The organism is Oceanobacillus senegalensis (genome assembly GCF_900176885.1).
Classification (GTDB): domain Bacteria; phylum Bacillota; class Bacilli; order Bacillales; family Amphibacillaceae; genus Oceanobacillus; species Oceanobacillus senegalensis.
Window position 1 is genome coordinate 4,183,715 of sequence record NZ_LT839648.1, and the last position, 19,748, is coordinate 4,203,462.

At 40.6% G+C, this 19,748-nt stretch carries 19 protein-coding genes; 3 read left to right on the forward strand and 16 right to left on the reverse strand.

Translation table 11 applies throughout. The features are described 5' to 3' along the window. Positions 1-43 precede the first annotated feature (43 nt). The 15 genes from CAO17_RS20185 to CAO17_RS20255 all read right to left on the reverse strand — a co-directional run bounded on the left by CAO17_RS20185 (position 44) and on the right by CAO17_RS20255 (position 12,123). Complete coding sequence (locus tag CAO17_RS20185) at positions 44-247, reverse strand: hypothetical protein (protein ID WP_085994256.1); 204 nt, start codon at positions 245-247, stop codon at positions 44-46. 30 nt (positions 248-277) lie between these two features. Continuing rightward, positions 278-1,114 (reverse strand): aldo/keto reductase, encoded by an 837-nt coding sequence (locus CAO17_RS20190; RefSeq protein WP_085994257.1) that lies wholly within the window; start codon positions 1,112-1,114, stop codon positions 278-280. Positions 1,115-1,261: 147 nt separating this feature from the next. Continuing rightward, on the reverse strand, positions 1,262-2,263 hold the full coding sequence (locus CAO17_RS20195) for an LLM class flavin-dependent oxidoreductase (RefSeq protein WP_085994258.1): 1,002 nt from the start codon (positions 2,261-2,263) through the stop codon (positions 1,262-1,264). A 131-nt stretch (positions 2,264-2,394) separates the two neighbouring features. Continuing rightward, positions 2,395-2,811, reverse strand: coding sequence for a MarR family winged helix-turn-helix transcriptional regulator (locus tag CAO17_RS20200; protein ID WP_085994259.1), 417 nt, complete (start codon positions 2,809-2,811; stop codon positions 2,395-2,397). Between the two features lie 313 nt (positions 2,812-3,124). Continuing rightward, positions 3,125-3,325 (reverse strand): helix-turn-helix domain-containing protein, encoded by a 201-nt coding sequence (locus tag CAO17_RS20205; protein ID WP_085994260.1) that lies wholly within the window; start codon positions 3,323-3,325, stop codon positions 3,125-3,127. 345 nt (positions 3,326-3,670) lie between these two features. Continuing rightward, entirely contained in the window at positions 3,671-4,837 is a 1,167-nt protein-coding gene (locus CAO17_RS20210) for a Gfo/Idh/MocA family protein (protein WP_085992217.1), read from the reverse strand. Positions 4,838-5,093: 256 nt separating this feature from the next. Then, on the reverse strand, positions 5,094-5,297 hold the full coding sequence (locus CAO17_RS20215; RefSeq protein ID WP_085994256.1) for a hypothetical protein: 204 nt from the start codon (positions 5,295-5,297) through the stop codon (positions 5,094-5,096). Between the two features lie 30 nt (positions 5,298-5,327). Next, positions 5,328-6,164: an aldo/keto reductase gene (locus CAO17_RS20220; RefSeq protein ID WP_085994257.1), complete on the reverse strand. Its 837-nt coding sequence runs from the start codon at positions 6,162-6,164 to the stop codon at positions 5,328-5,330. 147 nt (positions 6,165-6,311) lie between these two features. After that, complete coding sequence (locus CAO17_RS20225) at positions 6,312-7,313, reverse strand: LLM class flavin-dependent oxidoreductase (RefSeq protein WP_085994258.1); 1,002 nt, start codon at positions 7,311-7,313, stop codon at positions 6,312-6,314. Between the two features lie 131 nt (positions 7,314-7,444). Continuing rightward, positions 7,445-7,603, reverse strand: a complete 159-nt coding sequence (locus tag CAO17_RS21220) for a hypothetical protein (protein ID WP_179152006.1) — start codon at positions 7,601-7,603, stop codon at positions 7,445-7,447. Positions 7,604-7,932: 329 nt separating this feature from the next. Further along, positions 7,933-9,099, reverse strand: coding sequence for a Gfo/Idh/MocA family protein (locus tag CAO17_RS20235; RefSeq protein ID WP_085992217.1), 1,167 nt, complete (start codon positions 9,097-9,099; stop codon positions 7,933-7,935). A gap of 256 nt (positions 9,100-9,355) precedes the next feature. Beyond that, positions 9,356-9,559: a hypothetical protein gene (locus tag CAO17_RS20240; RefSeq protein ID WP_085994256.1), complete on the reverse strand. Its 204-nt coding sequence runs from the start codon at positions 9,557-9,559 to the stop codon at positions 9,356-9,358. 30 nt (positions 9,560-9,589) lie between these two features. Continuing rightward, a complete protein-coding gene (locus tag CAO17_RS20245) occupies positions 9,590-10,426 on the reverse strand; it encodes an aldo/keto reductase (protein WP_085994257.1) in 837 nt (278 codons plus the stop codon). Positions 10,427-10,573: 147 nt separating this feature from the next. Continuing rightward, positions 10,574-11,575, reverse strand: coding sequence for an LLM class flavin-dependent oxidoreductase (locus CAO17_RS20250; protein WP_085994258.1), 1,002 nt, complete (start codon positions 11,573-11,575; stop codon positions 10,574-10,576). A gap of 131 nt (positions 11,576-11,706) precedes the next feature. Next, positions 11,707-12,123 (reverse strand): MarR family winged helix-turn-helix transcriptional regulator, encoded by a 417-nt coding sequence (locus CAO17_RS20255; protein ID WP_085994259.1) that lies wholly within the window; start codon positions 12,121-12,123, stop codon positions 11,707-11,709. Between the two features lie 452 nt (positions 12,124-12,575). On the opposite strand from CAO17_RS20255, the gene CAO17_RS20260 reads away from it, so the two are divergent. The 3 genes from CAO17_RS20260 to CAO17_RS20270 all read left to right on the forward strand — a co-directional run bounded on the left by CAO17_RS20260 (position 12,576) and on the right by CAO17_RS20270 (position 17,745). Next, positions 12,576-14,279 carry a methyl-accepting chemotaxis protein gene (locus CAO17_RS20260; protein WP_085994262.1) on the forward strand — a complete coding sequence of 568 codons (1,704 nt, stop codon included), beginning with the start codon at positions 12,576-12,578 and terminating at the stop codon, positions 14,277-14,279. 249 nt (positions 14,280-14,528) lie between these two features. Continuing rightward, positions 14,529-16,748 (forward strand): S-layer homology domain-containing protein, encoded by a 2,220-nt coding sequence (locus CAO17_RS20265; protein ID WP_085994263.1) that lies wholly within the window; start codon positions 14,529-14,531, stop codon positions 16,746-16,748. Positions 16,749-17,019: 271 nt separating this feature from the next. After that, positions 17,020-17,745 (forward strand): hypothetical protein, encoded by a 726-nt coding sequence (locus tag CAO17_RS20270; RefSeq protein ID WP_085994264.1) that lies wholly within the window; start codon positions 17,020-17,022, stop codon positions 17,743-17,745. A 37-nt stretch (positions 17,746-17,782) separates the two neighbouring features. On the opposite strand, the gene CAO17_RS20275 is transcribed toward CAO17_RS20270, so the two are convergent. Then, entirely contained in the window at positions 17,783-19,747 is a 1,965-nt protein-coding gene (locus CAO17_RS20275) for an acetoacetate--CoA ligase (RefSeq protein WP_085994265.1), read from the reverse strand. Between the last annotated feature and the right edge of the window lies 1 nt (position 19,748).

Here is a 19,748-nt window from a genome sequence, read left to right on the forward strand (position 1 = left end):
TTCCATCTTTTTGGCGATAAACAAATCCTTTTTGTTCAAGGGCTTATTCCATGTTTGTAACAATGGAAGGTTCGCACTTTAATTTCTCACATAACTCAACTTGTGTAACTCCATCCTTTGTCCATTGTTTGTATAATAAATTATCCTGTCCAATATGAAGGTTTACATCGTGTAACAAACGGTTGCATTCTCGGCGCGTTTGAGCTGATATTCTATCAAGAAGTTCTTGGATTTCTTCCTCAGCCAAAGCTTCACCTTCCTTAAGTATAAATAAGAATTAAGGTATAAATGTATCTGGATCCGGGCCAAATCGCTGTCCATTATTTAATGCATCGATTTTTTGCATATCTTCTTCTGAAAGCTCAAAATCAAAAATATTCGCATTTTCTTCTATACGCGAAGGGGTGACGGATTTAGGAATCGCAGATACTCCATGTTGCAAATCCCACCGGAGAATAATTTGAGCTGGTGTTTTTTTATAATTTTTACTAAGCTCTACTAGTAAAGGATTGTCCAAGTTCCCTAGCATTAATGGGCTCCAGGCTTGAAGGACAATATTGTTTTCTATGCAAAAAGCGTGCAACTCTTTTTGATTTAATAGAGGATGCCGTTCTACTTGGTTGACCATAGGTTTAATTTCACTGCCTTCAATCAACACTTTCAAATGAGGGATATTGAAATTAGCTACCCCAATTGCTCGAACGATTCCGTCTCTATAAAGCTTTTCCAATGCATTCCAAGTATCCAGTAGCTCTTCATCGCTTGCTTTGCCGGGCCAGTGAATCAAAAATAAATCTAAATAATCCAGTCCTAGTTTTTTCATGCTCTCGTCAAAAGAAGTAAGCGTGAAATCGGAGCTATGCGTCTTATTCCATACCTTTGTCGTCACAAAGAGTTCTTCACGAGCCACACCCGACTCCTTAATTGCCCGACCGATGTCTGCCTCATTTCCATACGCAGAAGCTGTATCAATGCCGCGATAACCTATTTTGATGGCGTACTTAATAGCATCTATGCTTTTATTGCTTATCGTTCTTTCCATTGTGCCTAAACCTAGCCAAGGCATTTTAACTCCATTATTTAATGTTACCGAGTCCTGTAAATTGTTTACCATGTAAATTTTCCTCCATAAAATTCAATGTAGTTTTAATAGTTTCTTAGAAAGTAATTTTTATCGTAAAAGATTAGCGCAATAGGGGTTCTTCTTAATTGCTATGTTTATTCTTTCACATCGATTAACACGGGATTTATAATAAACGGTTTAGAACCATAAATCAGCAAGCATCTTCATCGACCGCTTCCTGTCTTCCGGATCGTAGGTGTATGTCACAACAATCAGTTCATCGGCCCCAGTGCGTTCCGTAAATTCTTCCAATTTCTTTCGTACTGTTTCCGGAGAACCGACCGCTTTGATGCTGAACATGGATTCGATCATTGCCCTTTCTTGTTCCGTTCCTAATTCTTCCGGGTCTACAGGTGGCTGCAGTAATCGCTGTTTTCCTGTTTGAATATCCAATAAATATTGCTGTGTCGTGGTCCACAGTCTCTCTGCCTCCTCATCGGTTGGAGCAACAAGCACATTTATCCCAGCCATGACATAAGGTTCTTCTATTTGGGCCGTTGGGGCTGTCGTTTTGAATGCCGAACGATAGATGTCAATTTTCTCTCGATAATTGTCCGGTGTGAAATGGGTGGCAATGGAATAAGGCAATCCCAGCTGACCGGCGATTGAAGCGCCATTCATACTTGAACCCAAGACCCAGATTGGTACATTTGTGCCTGTCCCGACATTCGAGGTTACAGGTACACTATGCGCCACCCCCTCGTCACTGAACCATCCCATCAGATTAAAAATCGAATTGGCAAATGATTGCGGATCACTGCCGGAACGAGTTAGGAGCTGAGCTGCCTGCGCATCGGTGCCTGGAGCCCGTCCGAGGCCCAAATCAATCCGATCAGGAAACAATTGGGCAAGTGCGCCAAAACTCTCAGCTACCTGCAGTGGAGAATGGTTTGGCAGCATGATACCGCCAGAACCAACACGAATCCTTTCCGTCATCTTTGCAGCCAGTCCAATAAGGTTGGAAGTTGCCATGGATGCCAAACTTTTCGTGTTATGGTGCTCTGCATACCAGAGTCTCTTAAAACCAAGCTTATCTAGTAGTTGAGCAGCTTCTAAAGATTGTTCGATTGCTTCTCTTATCGTTTGCCCTTCTGATATACTGACGAGATCAAGCACGTTCAATGGTATATGTTTTGTCACTTTGTTCACCTCTATATTATTTTTCCGTATCGCCTATTGCCTTCCTTTTAAACAATATTGCAATAGGATTTTTATTCTATATTCATTAGTATACTAAGTATATTCTTAAAAAAGGGGGTTAAACCCTGAGATTAAGAAATATTTTCATGCATTTGTTGCATAAGACGACGGAGCAACAAGCGTTCCTCAGGCAAGATCCCTTCCAACATCTTTTCTTGCTGCATTCTCCAAACTTCCTGAACCGGTTCCTGTAACGCTTTACCTTCAGGTGTTAAATAAACCCTGATCACTCTCCTATCTTTGCTATCACGCGTGCGATAAATTAACCCGTATTCTTCGAGCTTTTTTATCATATTTGTAGTAGTTGATGGTTCACAACCCATGCGCTTACTTAACTCAAACTGTGTCATGCCTTCTTCCATCCAAAGTTGGCGAAGTGCATGATCTTGACCAACATGAATGTTATATTGACGCAAAGATTCAGAGTAGTTACGTCGTGTTCGAGCGCATATTTTATCAAGAAGAATTCGGATTTCGTCCTCAATCATACCCTTGTCCTCCATCACTTATTTAATTAGTACCCTAATTATATGTAGTTCATTTATCTGGGTCAAACTATTGTGCTCCGCCACATTTTTTCAGCTCTAAATTCTATTTCTATCGATACAAAACCTATTTCCTTGTGATACAGTTCATCATAACTTATCTAGATGCGTTTTGTTTTTTAGTTGAAAATAATGCTGAGTTTTCATTCATTTGAACAACATCTTCATCTATTATTTTACGGTGCCTTGGAGTTGCCAGAGAAGAGAGACAGTTCCACTGTAGTCAGGTTTGCCGCACCTTTGCATCTTCTCTGCTTCAAGAACCAATAACTGAATATTCCCTTCCGTTTTTTGCTTTACATCTTTTGTGGTGTATNGGATATACTCGTATCCATCTACCTACACTGGATTTTGATTTTATATTATGCTTCTTAGCTAAATCTCTAATTCCTAAATATCCATTTTGATAATCTTTAACTACTTTTATCTTTAAATCATCACTATATTTTTTGACCATAATAGAACACCCCAAAAATTAGTTTTTTCACTCTAACTTTTGGGGTGCACTACAGTTCCTCGTCCCGCAATTTTCCCCTTCATAGATAAAAGCTCTGTGGTAGCATAGAGGCTTAGTTTTCGGTAATGAAGAAAGTGTGCCTTTCCTTCTTTTATTGATTAATCCTTCCTTTCATTAGAATCTACCAAAAACAAGTTGCTCTATTTTTGAAGCGCATGCTGTTGAATAAAAGAATTCGCAAACGTATCTAGAACAAGTGAGCAAATCAAAAAAGCCAAAGGAGAACCTTTGGCTTTGGCTTAAAATAGTTGGAAATGGGACGAGGAACCTGACCCTATGTCCCACTTAGTTTAATTTCTGTGCTGTTCCTGTACGTGAAGATGTTTCAATTGCGTCGAGAAGTTGATGGCGAACGAGAGCATGGGCAAAATCAGGCGTATGGTTCGTACCTTCACGAATATCCTTTGCAAATTGCGCATATAGTCTTCTCGTATTATTTGATACACCTTGCTCATATAGTTCCCCTGAATTACTTGATCCATCAACTGGTCCATCTTGAGCTAAATCATAATAAACAGAGGGAATAGTCATTTCGCTGACCACGGTATCTTCCCCGCGGCCACCTTCCAGTTTTAAATCTGTTAACTGAACTTGTCCAATTGGAGCAGTTAAAATCAAGTCCCCCTTAGTACCGTTAATTTCCCAACGCATATTCTCTCCACGAGAGCTACCACCTCGGTAAAATACAGAGATAGCTGCACCACTATTCACTGTACCTATAATAGAAGCATGATTTGGAGAAGTAACAGGAATACTCTCATTTTCCTCCATTAACAGAACTTCTGATTGGTTGGATACTAGGTTAGCTGAAACACTTGAAAAATCACCGAGCATGTAAGATAAAGCATCTAAGGCATGAAAAATTGGAATAGATAGTAGTGTCGCTCCGTTTGCTGCATCAAATAAATAGGCATGGTTACGATCGGTAACATTTCCCCAAGCCATGCCTGATCCAACTAGAATGGATCCTTGCACCTCACCAATATAACCATCTGCAATTAAATCACGCACGTAACGAATAGCTGGTTGAAAACGTGCCTGTAAGCCTACAGCAGTGCGAACACCAGCTAGCTCAGCGCGTTTAGCAAGATCTTTTGCTTCTTCTAGACCGTTACCAAGTGGCCATTCAGAAAATACCATTTTACCCGCATCCAGAGCAGCAGAGATTAGTTCATGATGGTAAGGAACCCTTACTGTTACAACAACTAAATCCACGTCAGGATGATTTACTAAATCCTTATAATGATCAAAAGCTGGCACTCCAAATTCCTTTTCAGCTGCTTCTGCTGATTCACGACGGCTCGTACTTACTGCCCGTAGTTCATACTCTTCTGGTAATGCTTTAATAGCTGGAATATGTGCGTTGACTGCCCAACTATCAGGGTTTAATGGGCTTGCACCAATAATGCCAACACCAATTTTCTTTTTACTCAATTGTTTTTCAGTTGCCATGCAACCTCTCCTTTACTCTATTTATTATTCCATTTAATTCGCTTGCAAATGAAATGATTAAGAAGGAAGGGTTTAAAAATGGTACCCTCCATCTATTTCATGAGCTTCTCAATCATAAACGCTCTTCAGGTCTAATAATTTATCTTGTTGTTAGGTCGTTCGTAGATTGTCTCTTTCAAATTAAACATTCAACCGTTAAATAAATTCTAGCTTTTCCATCTTTTTGGCGATAAACAAATCCTTTTTGTTCAAGGGCTTATTCCATGTTTGTAACAATGGAAGGTTCGCACTTTAATTTCTCACATAACTCAACTTGTGTAACTCCATCCTTTGTCCATTGTTTGTATAATAAATTATCCTGTCCAATATGAAGGTTTACATCGTGTAACAAACGGTTGCATTCTCGGCGCGTTTGAGCTGATATTCTATCAAGAAGTTCTTGGATTTCTTCCTCAGCCAAAGCTTCACCTTCCTTAAGTATAAATAAGAATTAAGGTATAAATGTATCTGGATCCGGGCCAAATCGCTGTCCATTATTTAATGCATCGATTTTTTGCATATCTTCTTCTGAAAGCTCAAAATCAAAAATATTCGCATTTTCTTCTATACGCGAAGGGGTGACGGATTTAGGAATCGCAGATACTCCATGTTGCAAATCCCACCGGAGAATAATTTGAGCTGGTGTTTTTTTATAATTTTTACTAAGCTCTACTAGTAAAGGATTGTCCAAGTTCCCTAGCATTAATGGGCTCCAGGCTTGAAGGACAATATTGTTTTCTATGCAAAAAGCGTGCAACTCTTTTTGATTTAATAGAGGATGCCGTTCTACTTGGTTGACCATAGGTTTAATTTCACTGCCTTCAATCAACACTTTCAAATGAGGGATATTGAAATTAGCTACCCCAATTGCTCGAACGATTCCGTCTCTATAAAGCTTTTCCAATGCATTCCAAGTATCCAGTAGCTCTTCATCGCTTGCTTTGCCGGGCCAGTGAATCAAAAATAAATCTAAATAATCCAGTCCTAGTTTTTTCATGCTCTCGTCAAAAGAAGTAAGCGTGAAATCGGAGCTATGCGTCTTATTCCATACCTTTGTCGTCACAAAGAGTTCTTCACGAGCCACACCCGACTCCTTAATTGCCCGACCGATGTCTGCCTCATTTCCATACGCAGAAGCTGTATCAATGCCGCGATAACCTATTTTGATGGCGTACTTAATAGCATCTATGCTTTTATTGCTTATCGTTCTTTCCATTGTGCCTAAACCTAGCCAAGGCATTTTAACTCCATTATTTAATGTTACCGAGTCCTGTAAATTGTTTACCATGTAAATTTTCCTCCATAAAATTCAATGTAGTTTTAATAGTTTCTTAGAAAGTAATTTTTATCGTAAAAGATTAGCGCAATAGGGGTTCTTCTTAATTGCTATGTTTATTCTTTCACATCGATTAACACGGGATTTATAATAAACGGTTTAGAACCATAAATCAGCAAGCATCTTCATCGACCGCTTCCTGTCTTCCGGATCGTAGGTGTATGTCACAACAATCAGTTCATCGGCCCCAGTGCGTTCCGTAAATTCTTCCAATTTCTTTCGTACTGTTTCCGGAGAACCGACCGCTTTGATGCTGAACATGGATTCGATCATTGCCCTTTCTTGTTCCGTTCCTAATTCTTCCGGGTCTACAGGTGGCTGCAGTAATCGCTGTTTTCCTGTTTGAATATCCAATAAATATTGCTGTGTCGTGGTCCACAGTCTCTCTGCCTCCTCATCGGTTGGAGCAACAAGCACATTTATCCCAGCCATGACATAAGGTTCTTCTATTTGGGCCGTTGGGGCTGTCGTTTTGAATGCCGAACGATAGATGTCAATTTTCTCTCGATAATTGTCCGGTGTGAAATGGGTGGCAATGGAATAAGGCAATCCCAGCTGACCGGCGATTGAAGCGCCATTCATACTTGAACCCAAGACCCAGATTGGTACATTTGTGCCTGTCCCGACATTCGAGGTTACAGGTACACTATGCGCCACCCCCTCGTCACTGAACCATCCCATCAGATTAAAAATCGAATTGGCAAATGATTGCGGATCACTGCCGGAACGAGTTAGGAGCTGAGCTGCCTGCGCATCGGTGCCTGGAGCCCGTCCGAGGCCCAAATCAATCCGATCAGGAAACAATTGGGCAAGTGCGCCAAAACTCTCAGCTACCTGCAGTGGAGAATGGTTTGGCAGCATGATACCGCCAGAACCAACACGAATCCTTTCCGTCATCTTTGCAGCCAGTCCAATAAGGTTGGAAGTTGCCATGGATGCCAAACTTTTCGTGTTATGGTGCTCTGCATACCAGAGTCTCTTAAAACCAAGCTTATCTAGTAGTTGAGCAGCTTCTAAAGATTGTTCGATTGCTTCTCTTATCGTTTGCCCTTCTGATATACTGACGAGATCAAGCACGTTCAATGGTATATGTTTTGTCACTTTGTTCACCTCTATATTATTTTTCCGTATCGCCTATTGCCTTCCTTTTAAACAATATTGCAATAGGATTTTTATTCTATATTCATTAGTATACTAAGTATATTCTTAAAAAAGGGGGTTAAACCCTGAGATTAAGAAATATTTTCATGCATTTGTTGCATAAGACGACGGAGCAACAAGCGTTCCTCAGGCAAGATCCCTTCCAACATCTTTTCTTGCTGCATTCTCCAAACTTCCTGAACCGGTTCCTGTAACGCTTTACCTTCAGGTGTTAAATAAACCCTGATCACTCTCCTATCTTTGCTATCACGCGTGCGATAAATTAACCCGNCCTCGTCCCGCAATTTTCCCCTTCATAGATAAAAGCTCTGTGGTAGCATAGAGGCTTAGTTTTCGGTAATGAAGAAAGTGTGCCTTTCCTTCTTTTATTGATTAATCCTTCCTTTCATTAGAATCTACCAAAAACAAGTTGCTCTATTTTTGAAGCGCATGCTGTTGAATAAAAGAATTCGCAAACGTATCTAGAACAAGTGAGCAAATCAAAAAAGCCAAAGGAGAACCTTTGGCTTTGGCTTAAAATAGTTGGAAATGGGACGAGGAACCTGACCCTATGTCCCACTTAGTTTAATTTCTGTGCTGTTCCTGTACGTGAAGATGTTTCAATTGCGTCGAGAAGTTGATGGCGAACGAGAGCATGGGCAAAATCAGGCGTATGGTTCGTACCTTCACGAATATCCTTTGCAAATTGCGCATATAGTCTTCTCGTATTATTTGATACACCTTGCTCATATAGTTCCCCTGAATTACTTGATCCATCAACTGGTCCATCTTGAGCTAAATCATAATAAACAGAGGGAATAGTCATTTCGCTGACCACGGTATCTTCCCCGCGGCCACCTTCCAGTTTTAAATCTGTTAACTGAACTTGTCCAATTGGAGCAGTTAAAATCAAGTCCCCCTTAGTACCGTTAATTTCCCAACGCATATTCTCTCCACGAGAGCTACCACCTCGGTAAAATACAGAGATAGCTGCACCACTATTCACTGTACCTATAATAGAAGCATGATTTGGAGAAGTAACAGGAATACTCTCATTTTCCTCCATTAACAGAACTTCTGATTGGTTGGATACTAGGTTAGCTGAAACACTTGAAAAATCACCGAGCATGTAAGATAAAGCATCTAAGGCATGAAAAATTGGAATAGATAGTAGTGTCGCTCCGTTTGCTGCATCAAATAAATAGGCATGGTTACGATCGGTAACATTTCCCCAAGCCATGCCTGATCCAACTAGAATGGATCCTTGCACCTCACCAATATAACCATCTGCAATTAAATCACGCACGTAACGAATAGCTGGTTGAAAACGTGCCTGTAAGCCTACAGCAGTGCGAACACCAGCTAGCTCAGCGCGTTTAGCAAGATCTTTTGCTTCTTCTAGACCGTTACCAAGTGGCCATTCAGAAAATACCATTTTACCCGCATCCAGAGCAGCAGAGATTAGTTCATGATGGTAAGGAACCCTTACTGTTACAACAACTAAATCCACGTCAGGATGATTTACTAAATCCTTATAATGATCAAAAGCTGGCACTCCAAATTCCTTTTCAGCTGCTTCTGCTGATTCACGACGGCTCGTACTTACTGCCCGTAGTTCATACTCTTCTGGTAATGCTTTAATAGCTGGAATATGTGCGTTGACTGCCCAACTATCAGGGTTTAATGGGCTTGCACCAATAATGCCAACACCAATTTTCTTTTTACTCAATTGTTTTTCAGTTGCCATGCAACCTCTCCTTTACTCTATTTATTATTCCATTTAATTCGCTTGCAAATGAAATGATTAAGAAGGAAGGGTTTAAAAATGGTACCCTCCATCTATTTCATGAGCTTCTCAATCATAAACGCTCTTCAGGTCTAATAATTTATCTTGTTGTTAGGTCGTTCGTAGATTGTCTCTTTCAAATTAAACATTCAACCGTTAAATAAATTCTAGCTTTTCCATCTTTTTGGCGATAAACAAATCCTTTTTGTTCAAGGGCTTATTCCATGTTTGTAACAATGGAAGGTTCGCACTTTAATTTCTCACATAACTCAACTTGTGTAACTCCATCCTTTGTCCATTGTTTGTATAATAAATTATCCTGTCCAATATGAAGGTTTACATCGTGTAACAAACGGTTGCATTCTCGGCGCGTTTGAGCTGATATTCTATCAAGAAGTTCTTGGATTTCTTCCTCAGCCAAAGCTTCACCTTCCTTAAGTATAAATAAGAATTAAGGTATAAATGTATCTGGATCCGGGCCAAATCGCTGTCCATTATTTAATGCATCGATTTTTTGCATATCTTCTTCTGAAAGCTCAAAATCAAAAATATTCGCATTTTCTTCTATACGCGAAGGGGTGACGGATTTAGGAATCGCAGATACTCCATGTTGCAAATCCCACCGGAGAATAATTTGAGCTGGTGTTTTTTTATAATTTTTACTAAGCTCTACTAGTAAAGGATTGTCCAAGTTCCCTAGCATTAATGGGCTCCAGGCTTGAAGGACAATATTGTTTTCTATGCAAAAAGCGTGCAACTCTTTTTGATTTAATAGAGGATGCCGTTCTACTTGGTTGACCATAGGTTTAATTTCACTGCCTTCAATCAACACTTTCAAATGAGGGATATTGAAATTAGCTACCCCAATTGCTCGAACGATTCCGTCTCTATAAAGCTTTTCCAATGCATTCCAAGTATCCAGTAGCTCTTCATCGCTTGCTTTGCCGGGCCAGTGAATCAAAAATAAATCTAAATAATCCAGTCCTAGTTTTTTCATGCTCTCGTCAAAAGAAGTAAGCGTGAAATCGGAGCTATGCGTCTTATTCCATACCTTTGTCGTCACAAAGAGTTCTTCACGAGCCACACCCGACTCCTTAATTGCCCGACCGATGTCTGCCTCATTTCCATACGCAGAAGCTGTATCAATGCCGCGATAACCTATTTTGATGGCGTACTTAATAGCATCTATGCTTTTATTGCTTATCGTTCTTTCCATTGTGCCTAAACCTAGCCAAGGCATTTTAACTCCATTATTTAATGTTACCGAGTCCTGTAAATTGTTTACCATGTAAATTTTCCTCCATAAAATTCAATGTAGTTTTAATAGTTTCTTAGAAAGTAATTTTTATCGTAAAAGATTAGCGCAATAGGGGTTCTTCTTAATTGCTATGTTTATTCTTTCACATCGATTAACACGGGATTTATAATAAACGGTTTAGAACCATAAATCAGCAAGCATCTTCATCGACCGCTTCCTGTCTTCCGGATCGTAGGTGTATGTCACAACAATCAGTTCATCGGCCCCAGTGCGTTCCGTAAATTCTTCCAATTTCTTTCGTACTGTTTCCGGAGAACCGACCGCTTTGATGCTGAACATGGATTCGATCATTGCCCTTTCTTGTTCCGTTCCTAATTCTTCCGGGTCTACAGGTGGCTGCAGTAATCGCTGTTTTCCTGTTTGAATATCCAATAAATATTGCTGTGTCGTGGTCCACAGTCTCTCTGCCTCCTCATCGGTTGGAGCAACAAGCACATTTATCCCAGCCATGACATAAGGTTCTTCTATTTGGGCCGTTGGGGCTGTCGTTTTGAATGCCGAACGATAGATGTCAATTTTCTCTCGATAATTGTCCGGTGTGAAATGGGTGGCAATGGAATAAGGCAATCCCAGCTGACCGGCGATTGAAGCGCCATTCATACTTGAACCCAAGACCCAGATTGGTACATTTGTGCCTGTCCCGACATTCGAGGTTACAGGTACACTATGCGCCACCCCCTCGTCACTGAACCATCCCATCAGATTAAAAATCGAATTGGCAAATGATTGCGGATCACTGCCGGAACGAGTTAGGAGCTGAGCTGCCTGCGCATCGGTGCCTGGAGCCCGTCCGAGGCCCAAATCAATCCGATCAGGAAACAATTGGGCAAGTGCGCCAAAACTCTCAGCTACCTGCAGTGGAGAATGGTTTGGCAGCATGATACCGCCAGAACCAACACGAATCCTTTCCGTCATCTTTGCAGCCAGTCCAATAAGGTTGGAAGTTGCCATGGATGCCAAACTTTTCGTGTTATGGTGCTCTGCATACCAGAGTCTCTTAAAACCAAGCTTATCTAGTAGTTGAGCAGCTTCTAAAGATTGTTCGATTGCTTCTCTTATCGTTTGCCCTTCTGATATACTGACGAGATCAAGCACGTTCAATGGTATATGTTTTGTCACTTTGTTCACCTCTATATTATTTTTCCGTATCGCCTATTGCCTTCCTTTTAAACAATATTGCAATAGGATTTTTATTCTATATTCATTAGTATACTAAGTATATTCTTAAAAAAGGGGGTTAAACCCTGAGATTAAGAAATATTTTCATGCATTTGTTGCATAAGACGACGGAGCAACAAGCGTTCCTCAGGCAAGATCCCTTCCAACATCTTTTCTTGCTGCATTCTCCAAACTTCCTGAACCGGTTCCTGTAACGCTTTACCTTCAGGTGTTAAATAAACCCTGATCACTCTCCTATCTTTGCTATCACGCGTGCGATAAATTAACCCGTATTCTTCGAGCTTTTTTATCATATTTGTAGTAGTTGATGGTTCACAACCCATGCGCTTACTTAACTCAAACTGTGTCATGCCTTCTTCCATCCAAAGTTGGCGAAGTGCATGATCTTGACCAACATGAATGTTATATTGACGCAAAGATTCAGAGTAGTTACGTCGTGTTCGAGCGCATATTTTATCAAGAAGAATTCGGATTTCGTCCTCAATCATACCCTTGTCCTCCATCACTTATTTAATTAGTACCCTAATTATATGTAGTTCATTTATCTGGGTCAAACTATTGTGCTCCGCCACATTTTTTCAGCTCTAAATTCTATTTCTATCGATACAAAACCTATTTCCTTGTGATACAGTTCATCATAACTTATCTAGATGCGTTTTGTTTTTTAGTTGAAAATAATGCTGAGTTTTCATTCATTTGAACAACATCTTCATCTATTATTTTACGGTGCCTTGGAGTTGCCAGAGAAGAGAGACAGTTCCACTGTAGTCAGGTTTGCCGCACCTTTGCATCTTCTCTGCTTCAAGAACCAATAACTGAATATTCCCTTCCGTTTTTTGCTTTACATCTTTTGTGGTGTATCCGATAAAAGAAATAGGGTAAAAGTCCTGCATAACTTTTACTGCTATGGCAGAATTTGAGATGAAGGAAGGGTTCTAACATGAAGCGTGCGAGAAGACTTTTTTGGTTTAAAAGCGTTCGGGGGAAGATTCTGTTTGGGTTTTCCATGGTTATTGTATTGTCGATTTTATTAAGCACATTTACGATTTACTCGATGAATCAGACCAATCGTGATTTAGAAATAATGATGGATAAAGAGCTTACGTTGCTTATCACAGATGAGCGGCTTGCTCTGGAAATGGCAAATCGTACTAGCTTGATTCGTGGGTACTTGTTAAGTGGGGATGAGCAATATCGAGCGGATTTTCAAGCAGGGACGGAGGAGAGTATTGCTTTAGAAAATCAGGCACTGGAGATAAGCAACTCTGAAGAATTAAGGCAGTTGATTGATCAAAAGGTTCAATGGGGAACCGCGACGGATGAGGCGTTTAAGGCTCTTGATAATGGGGACGAAGCCCAAGCACGGACGATTATGGAAACGAGCGTACAGTCTCTAGGGAAAGAATTAGTTCAGGGGTTTAGTGAAATAGCCAAAGAAAGAGAAGCAAGCATCCAAACATTGGGAGAAGCGATTCAGCAAAACGGGGAATCTACCATGTTATTTGGGATTATCATTTCTGTGCTTGTTGTGGTTCTCGGAATAGTCGTTGCACTGTTTACTGCGTCATCTATTAGTAAGCCAATCCGGACAGTTGTGGAGCGAATAAAGGCGATTGCAAGTGGTAGCTTGCATCATGAACCGCTAGATTTGAAAACGAGAGACGAGATTGGTCAGCTTGTTGTTGCAGCCAATGATATGAACCAGGATTTACGAGAAGTCATGACAAAGATTTCAAACGTTTCTTCCACCGTATATTCACACAGTGAAGAATTAACACAATCTGCCAATGAAGTACGGTCTGGTACGGAACAAATTTCTACGACAATGGAGGAATTGGCGTCTGGAACGGAATCACAGGCCAATCATTCGAGTGAGCTATCCTCCATGATGACAACCTTTGCGAAAAAGATTGGGGAAACGAGTGAGAATGGGGAAAATGTTCAGGACGAATCGAATCATGTTCTAACGATGACGGAGGAAGGAACGGAGCTGATCCATTCTTCTATGAAACAAATGGAACATATTGATCAACTGGTTCATGATGCTGTACAGAAAGTCGATAGGCTACATGTAAGATCCAAGGAAATTTCTAATTTAGTGACGGTCATTCAAGATATTGCGGATCAAACCAATCTCCTGGCATTAAACGCAGCCATTGAAGCAGCAAGAGTAGGGGAGCATGGAAAAGGTTTTGCCGTGGTAGCGGATGAAGTAAGAAAACTTGCGGAACAGGTTGGCTATTCGGTAACCAATATCTCGCATATTGTGGAAACGATACAACATGAAATCAATGTGGTCACTGGATCGTTAAATAATGGATATCAGGAAGTGGAACAAGGCACGAAGGAAATTAGACTAACACGTGATAAATTTAACAGTATTCGACATTCGATAACAGAGGTGGTACAACATATCCATGCCATCACAGAAAATATGTCCAGTTTAGCGGCGAATGGGCAAGAGATGACTGGATCCATACAGGAAATAGCGGCGGTTTCGGAACAATCCGCTGCAGGTATTGAACAAACCTCTGCCTCTTCCCAACAAACATCAAGCTCGATGGAAGAGGTGGCAGGAAGCGCAGATGAATTAGCACGATTGGCAGAAGAACTGAATGAATTGGTTCAGGGATTTCGATTGTAGGAAAAGTCGTGCAGTGGGTTGATTCTTCATGACGGTAGGGTCGATTCTTCTGACGCACAGCATGTGGTGCAAGATGAAATGACCCTGGTGGAAAAGAATCGCTCCGCTGTATCACATTTACCAAAAATTCCCTCCAAAAGCATTGACGGTTCGATGTGATGTAGTAAAATGAAAGTAGTTATTTATACTTATAGGATTACTGTAAATTAAGAAAGGTTACCTAGAAAAAATGGACTTGGGGGTTTTGATTTGAGAAAGTTTAATGGAAGAGGTAAAAAAATAGTGGCTACAGGGGCAGTTTCAGCTGCTATGTTTGCTGCAGTGGTAGCGCCAAATGCAGCGTTGGTACAAGCTGCAGATACTAGTTTCCCAGATTTAAATAAGGGGGATATGTTTTACGAGGAACTAAACTATCTTGTAAGTGAAGGGGTTATTAAAGGATTACCAGATGGTACCATTGGTTCTACAAAGGAAATTACCAGAGCTGAAGCAACCGTTATGCTAGCTAGAGTATTAGATTTGGACCATGATACAAACTATGATCCCGGTTTTTCCGATGTAGAGGAAGGAAAATGGTACTACAATTCTATTGCAGCATTACATGAGGCAGACGTCGTTCAAGGGGATGGTTCAACAGATAAGTTTAGACCAAATGATACCATTACACGTTCTGAAATGGCATCCCTCTTTACGAAAGCATTCGGTTTTGAAGAAAATGTTCGTGTAGGTGCATCCTTTGAAGATGTTTCTTCCTCCGATTGGTTTGCGGGCTATGTTGGAGCGTTAAAAGAAAATGGTGTGACGAACGGTAAATCAGACACAGAATTTGCACCAGAGGATATTATTACACGTGGAGAAGTAGCAGCCTTTATTTATCGAAGCTTAGGTGTCGATGAGGAAGCTGTTTCAGAGATTCATCATGTTACAAATTCAACGGTTGAAATCAATGGGGAAACGTACCACATTTCTGAGGAATTAACATCCATTTTAAATGCTAGTAATCAAGCAATCTTAGAGAATGCCTTGATCTCATTTGAGTCTGAAAATTCCACCATAACCAAGATTACATACTTAGAAATTACAAATGCAGGTGAAGCGGAAGCCGATGGGGACGAATTCGCTGGACATCTCGTATTAGATGGACAAAGCGGTACAATTCATGGAGATGTAAAAGTAGCGGCTGACTATGTATCGCTAAACAATCTAACTATTGAAGGTAACGTTGCAATCGGTCATCAAGTAGAAAACAGCTTCTACTCCGATGGTCTAGTTGTTGAAGGCAAAACGACAATATCGGATGAGGACGGAGAAGCGCAAGCTCAATCCTTGGCACAAATTGCAGAAGAGGATAAGACTAGAGTTGTCTTTGAAAATGCAACATTAAATGAAGTAGAAGTTAGCAAGAACAATGTTTCCGTAGAATCAAAGGGGAATACTAGTTTAACTGGCTTAGTCATCAAGTCCAATGCAAGTATTACAGCCTCAGAAGATGTCGTTATTCCCAAAGTGACATTACGTAACGGATCCGAACAAGTAGAAATCCATGCAACGGTAACCGAATTGGAAATTGACAGCACAACGGAAACAACGCTAACTGGTGAAGCTACGATTGATACTGTGAAAGTAAAAAACACGGCTAAGGTAAACCTCAAAACAACAGGAGAAATTAAAAAGCTAGAGACAGTGAATGAAGAAGCAAAAGTGAACATTGGAGAAGAAACAAAAGTAGAAGATATCACTCTACCAGAAGGCTCTGATGTAGAAGACGTTGTGGAAAACTATGACGATGTGAAAGAAAACATTGAAAAGGTCGATGGGGAAGATAACCCTGATTATAAGGATTCCTCTTCTGGTAGTAGAGGAAGTAGTGGCGGATCCGGTGGTAATGGTGGATCCAATGATGGAGGATCTACTGGTGATGATGTGAAAGAAGAATTCTTGGATGATTTGGAAGATGTAGTGCAAAATGTGAAAACTAAAAATGTAGAAAAGATTGAAATTGATAAAGACGGTACAAGGACACATATAAATACAACTCTTAGTGTACCGGCTACAATTGATAAATTAGTTAGTCAGGTTATTGAAGTAGGAGAAGGTATATTTATAAGTTCACAAGATGGAATTGAAGAAGGAAAAATCACATTCGATATAGTTGATAGGGTTGAAACAGGGACGGTTGCTTTTACTATAGATGAAACAGAAGAAGTAGGATCTATTACTTTCTCTATAAGTGATGAAGAGGGATTTATAATTTCGACAACTATTCCTTTCACTATAGATGGCAATGAAATTAACTTAAATCATACAAAAGTGTTAGATGCTGCTAATGAGTTATTAAGTGGAAATTATGATCAACTTAAAGAACTTGAAAGCGGATATTCAAAAAAAGCTATCTATGATGCAACAATAACTAAAGATGGAAAAGAAATTAATCTAAATGGAGACCTTGTTTTTACAATTGCTGAATAACCGATATGTGGGGACAGGCTCCTCGTGAAACCTTAGACAAAAGCCCTGTGATGTCACAGGGCTTTCTTTTTCGGTCATTTTATAAAGCTTGCGTTGCCTCAGACTTTGATTAACGCTCTTTTTTATTAAAATCTACCAAAAGCAATTTACTCAATTTTTTAAAATGCATGTTGTCGAATAAAAATCGAGCAATGGAACCTAAAATAGTTGGAAATGGGAAAAGAAACCTGACCCTCTGTCCCGCTCTGTCTCCTCAGAAAGGAGGAAAGGAATGAAAAAGGCTTTAAAAATACTTTTGATTAGTCTGCTTGTTGTTATCCTAGGTGGTGCTGCCTTCGTGTATTATTACTTAGAACTAAGGACGTATGATATTGCGGAGGATGAAGAATTAGAAAAGATAAAAGATAGTGAATATGAAATAATCCTACCAGATACAACTACGCAGGAGAGAACGCAGCCTGTGATGGAAAAGGAATCACCCGATGCGCAGAATCCAGAAGCTGATGATTCTTCTTCATCCCACAGTACAAATGAGAATGACCCTTCTACTTCATCGGATAAAAATCATGCTATGAATCAAGAGAATACCCAGCAAAAACAACAAGGATCAAGTCAAGAGAAGGAAAGTAGTCCACTCACCAAGGTTACCCCCGAATCTATCATAGAAAAATATAACCCTTCTTTTGAGAGCTTACAATCACAGGCAATGGGTAGGATTGATAGTCTTGTTAATCGGGCTTATTCCGAGTATAAGACGAAAAAGGCGAATGGGGAGTCTCTTTCAGCGGGCTATTTCTATCAAAAGTATAAGGCCGCTGCAGAAGGTCTGGAAAGGAACACTGATCAAGCGTTTCAGGCCATCTTAAATGCTGTACATCAAGAATTACAGGCCAACGGATATAGTACATCCCATGCCGATGTATTGGAAGAAGCATATGAAGCCCAGAAAAAACAAAGAGAGAATGAAATCATGAGTAAGGTGAAAGACGCATTATAAGGGGGAGGCGGGGTCACCTCAACCCTATGTCCCCTCTTTATTTTATCTCTTCAGCCAATGTTTTATATTCTTCCAGACATTCTGGGTTTACTAAAGAGGCTTTGTTTTTAACCTCCTGTCCGCGAACAATGGAACGAACGGCTCCTTCTACCTTTTTGCCGTTATTCGTATATGGAATTTCTTTTACAGCATAAATGTGGCGTGGAACATGGCGTGGTGATGCCTTTTTGCGTACATCACGGCGGATTTGTTCTGCTAGTTCCACATCCACTTCGCCATTCTCTGTAACAATGCACAATGCGATTTCTTCATCATTTTCAATTGGAAAGCCAAACACAATGGAGTCTTTAATTTGTGGAATTTGCTCCACTACACGATAGATTTCCGCCGTTCCAATTCGAACTCCACCTGGATTCAGTACCGTATCCGTTCGGCCATAAATAATGAATGTACCCTCTATTGTTTGTTCCACTAAATCGCCGTGTGTCCAGATGCCCTCATGCTTGGCAAAATAAGCGTTGTAATAACGATCGTCTCCACCTTCGCCCCAAAAAGTAAGTGGCATGCTTGGGAAGGGTTGCGTGCAAACTAACTCACCCTTTTTACCAATGACAGAAGCGCTTCGTTCATCTAAAATATCAACAGCCATACCGAGTGCCTTACATGTAATTTCCCCACGAATAACAGGGTGGATTGGCGTCCCCATGAAAAAGCAGCCCATAATTTCCGTGCCACCGGAAATGGATTCCAATAAGACATCTTTCTTGATTGTGTTATAAACCCAATCATATTGTTCACTAATGAGTGGCGAACCTGTCGTCATTACTACCTTTAGAGTAGACAAATTATGATTTTTACCAACTTGATACCCACATTTTTCCAATGAGGCAAGGTATTTTGGACTGGTACCAAAATGGGTAATACCAATCTCCTCGGCAATCTCCCATAGAATTCCGATGCGATCTTTCCGAATGGGTGAACCATCATAAAGTAAAATAGCGGCATCACTTGCCAGGCCAGAGACAAGCCATGGGAACATCATCCATGACGTACTTGAATACCATGATAAAACATCACCCTGCTTTACATCTGAGTGCAACTGATGCTCTTTCACATGCTGGAGCAATACGCCACCGACAGATTGTACAATGCATTTTGGCATGCCTGTTGTTCCAGATGTATATAAGATATAAAGTGGATGATGAAAGGCAACACGGGTGAAAGTTGGTACCTCTACATCATTTGCCAACAGTTCACTCCACGTTGACAACTGAGCACTAGACTCCACCGACAGCCCAGGTGTTTCCGATAAACTAACAACTGCAGACAAGCCTTTCAACTCCCTTATAACCGCTTGCACGTTGTCGCGGATATTAAAAGGTTTTCCGTTATACTGATAATCAAGGGAAGCTATTAGTACTTTTGGTTGGACTTGACCGATGCGATCGATAATTCCCTTAGCACCAAAGTCAGGTGAACACGAGCTCCAAACGGCACCAAGTGAAGTTGTCGCAAGGAGTGCAACTAGTGATTGCACGTCATTCTTCACAATCCCTGCGACACGATCTCCTTTTTTTACGCCAAGTTTACGTAAGCCTGTTTGTGCCTTTGCAACCAAGCTGCGCAAATCTTCCATCTTCACCGCCCGTTGAATGCCTTCTTCATTAGCTTCATAAACAGCAATGCGAGAACCGTTTCCACGTAATAGATTTTCTGCCAGATTTAAGCTTGCTTCTGGAAACCACTTTGCCCCCAACATACCGCCATCTTCTGCCGGAACGAAGATAGTTTCACCCTTTTCTCCTATAATGCCAGCGAAATCCCAAACCGCTGACCAAAACGCTTCTGGCTTTACGATGGACCAACGATGCAGGCGTTCATAGGGATGGACTGGAATTCCTACTTGTTCTGAAAACTTTTTTATATTTGATTTGGACACTCGCTGTTCGGAAGGTTGCCATAGTATATGGTTATCGATTTCTCTCGTCTGTTGTTCTATCATT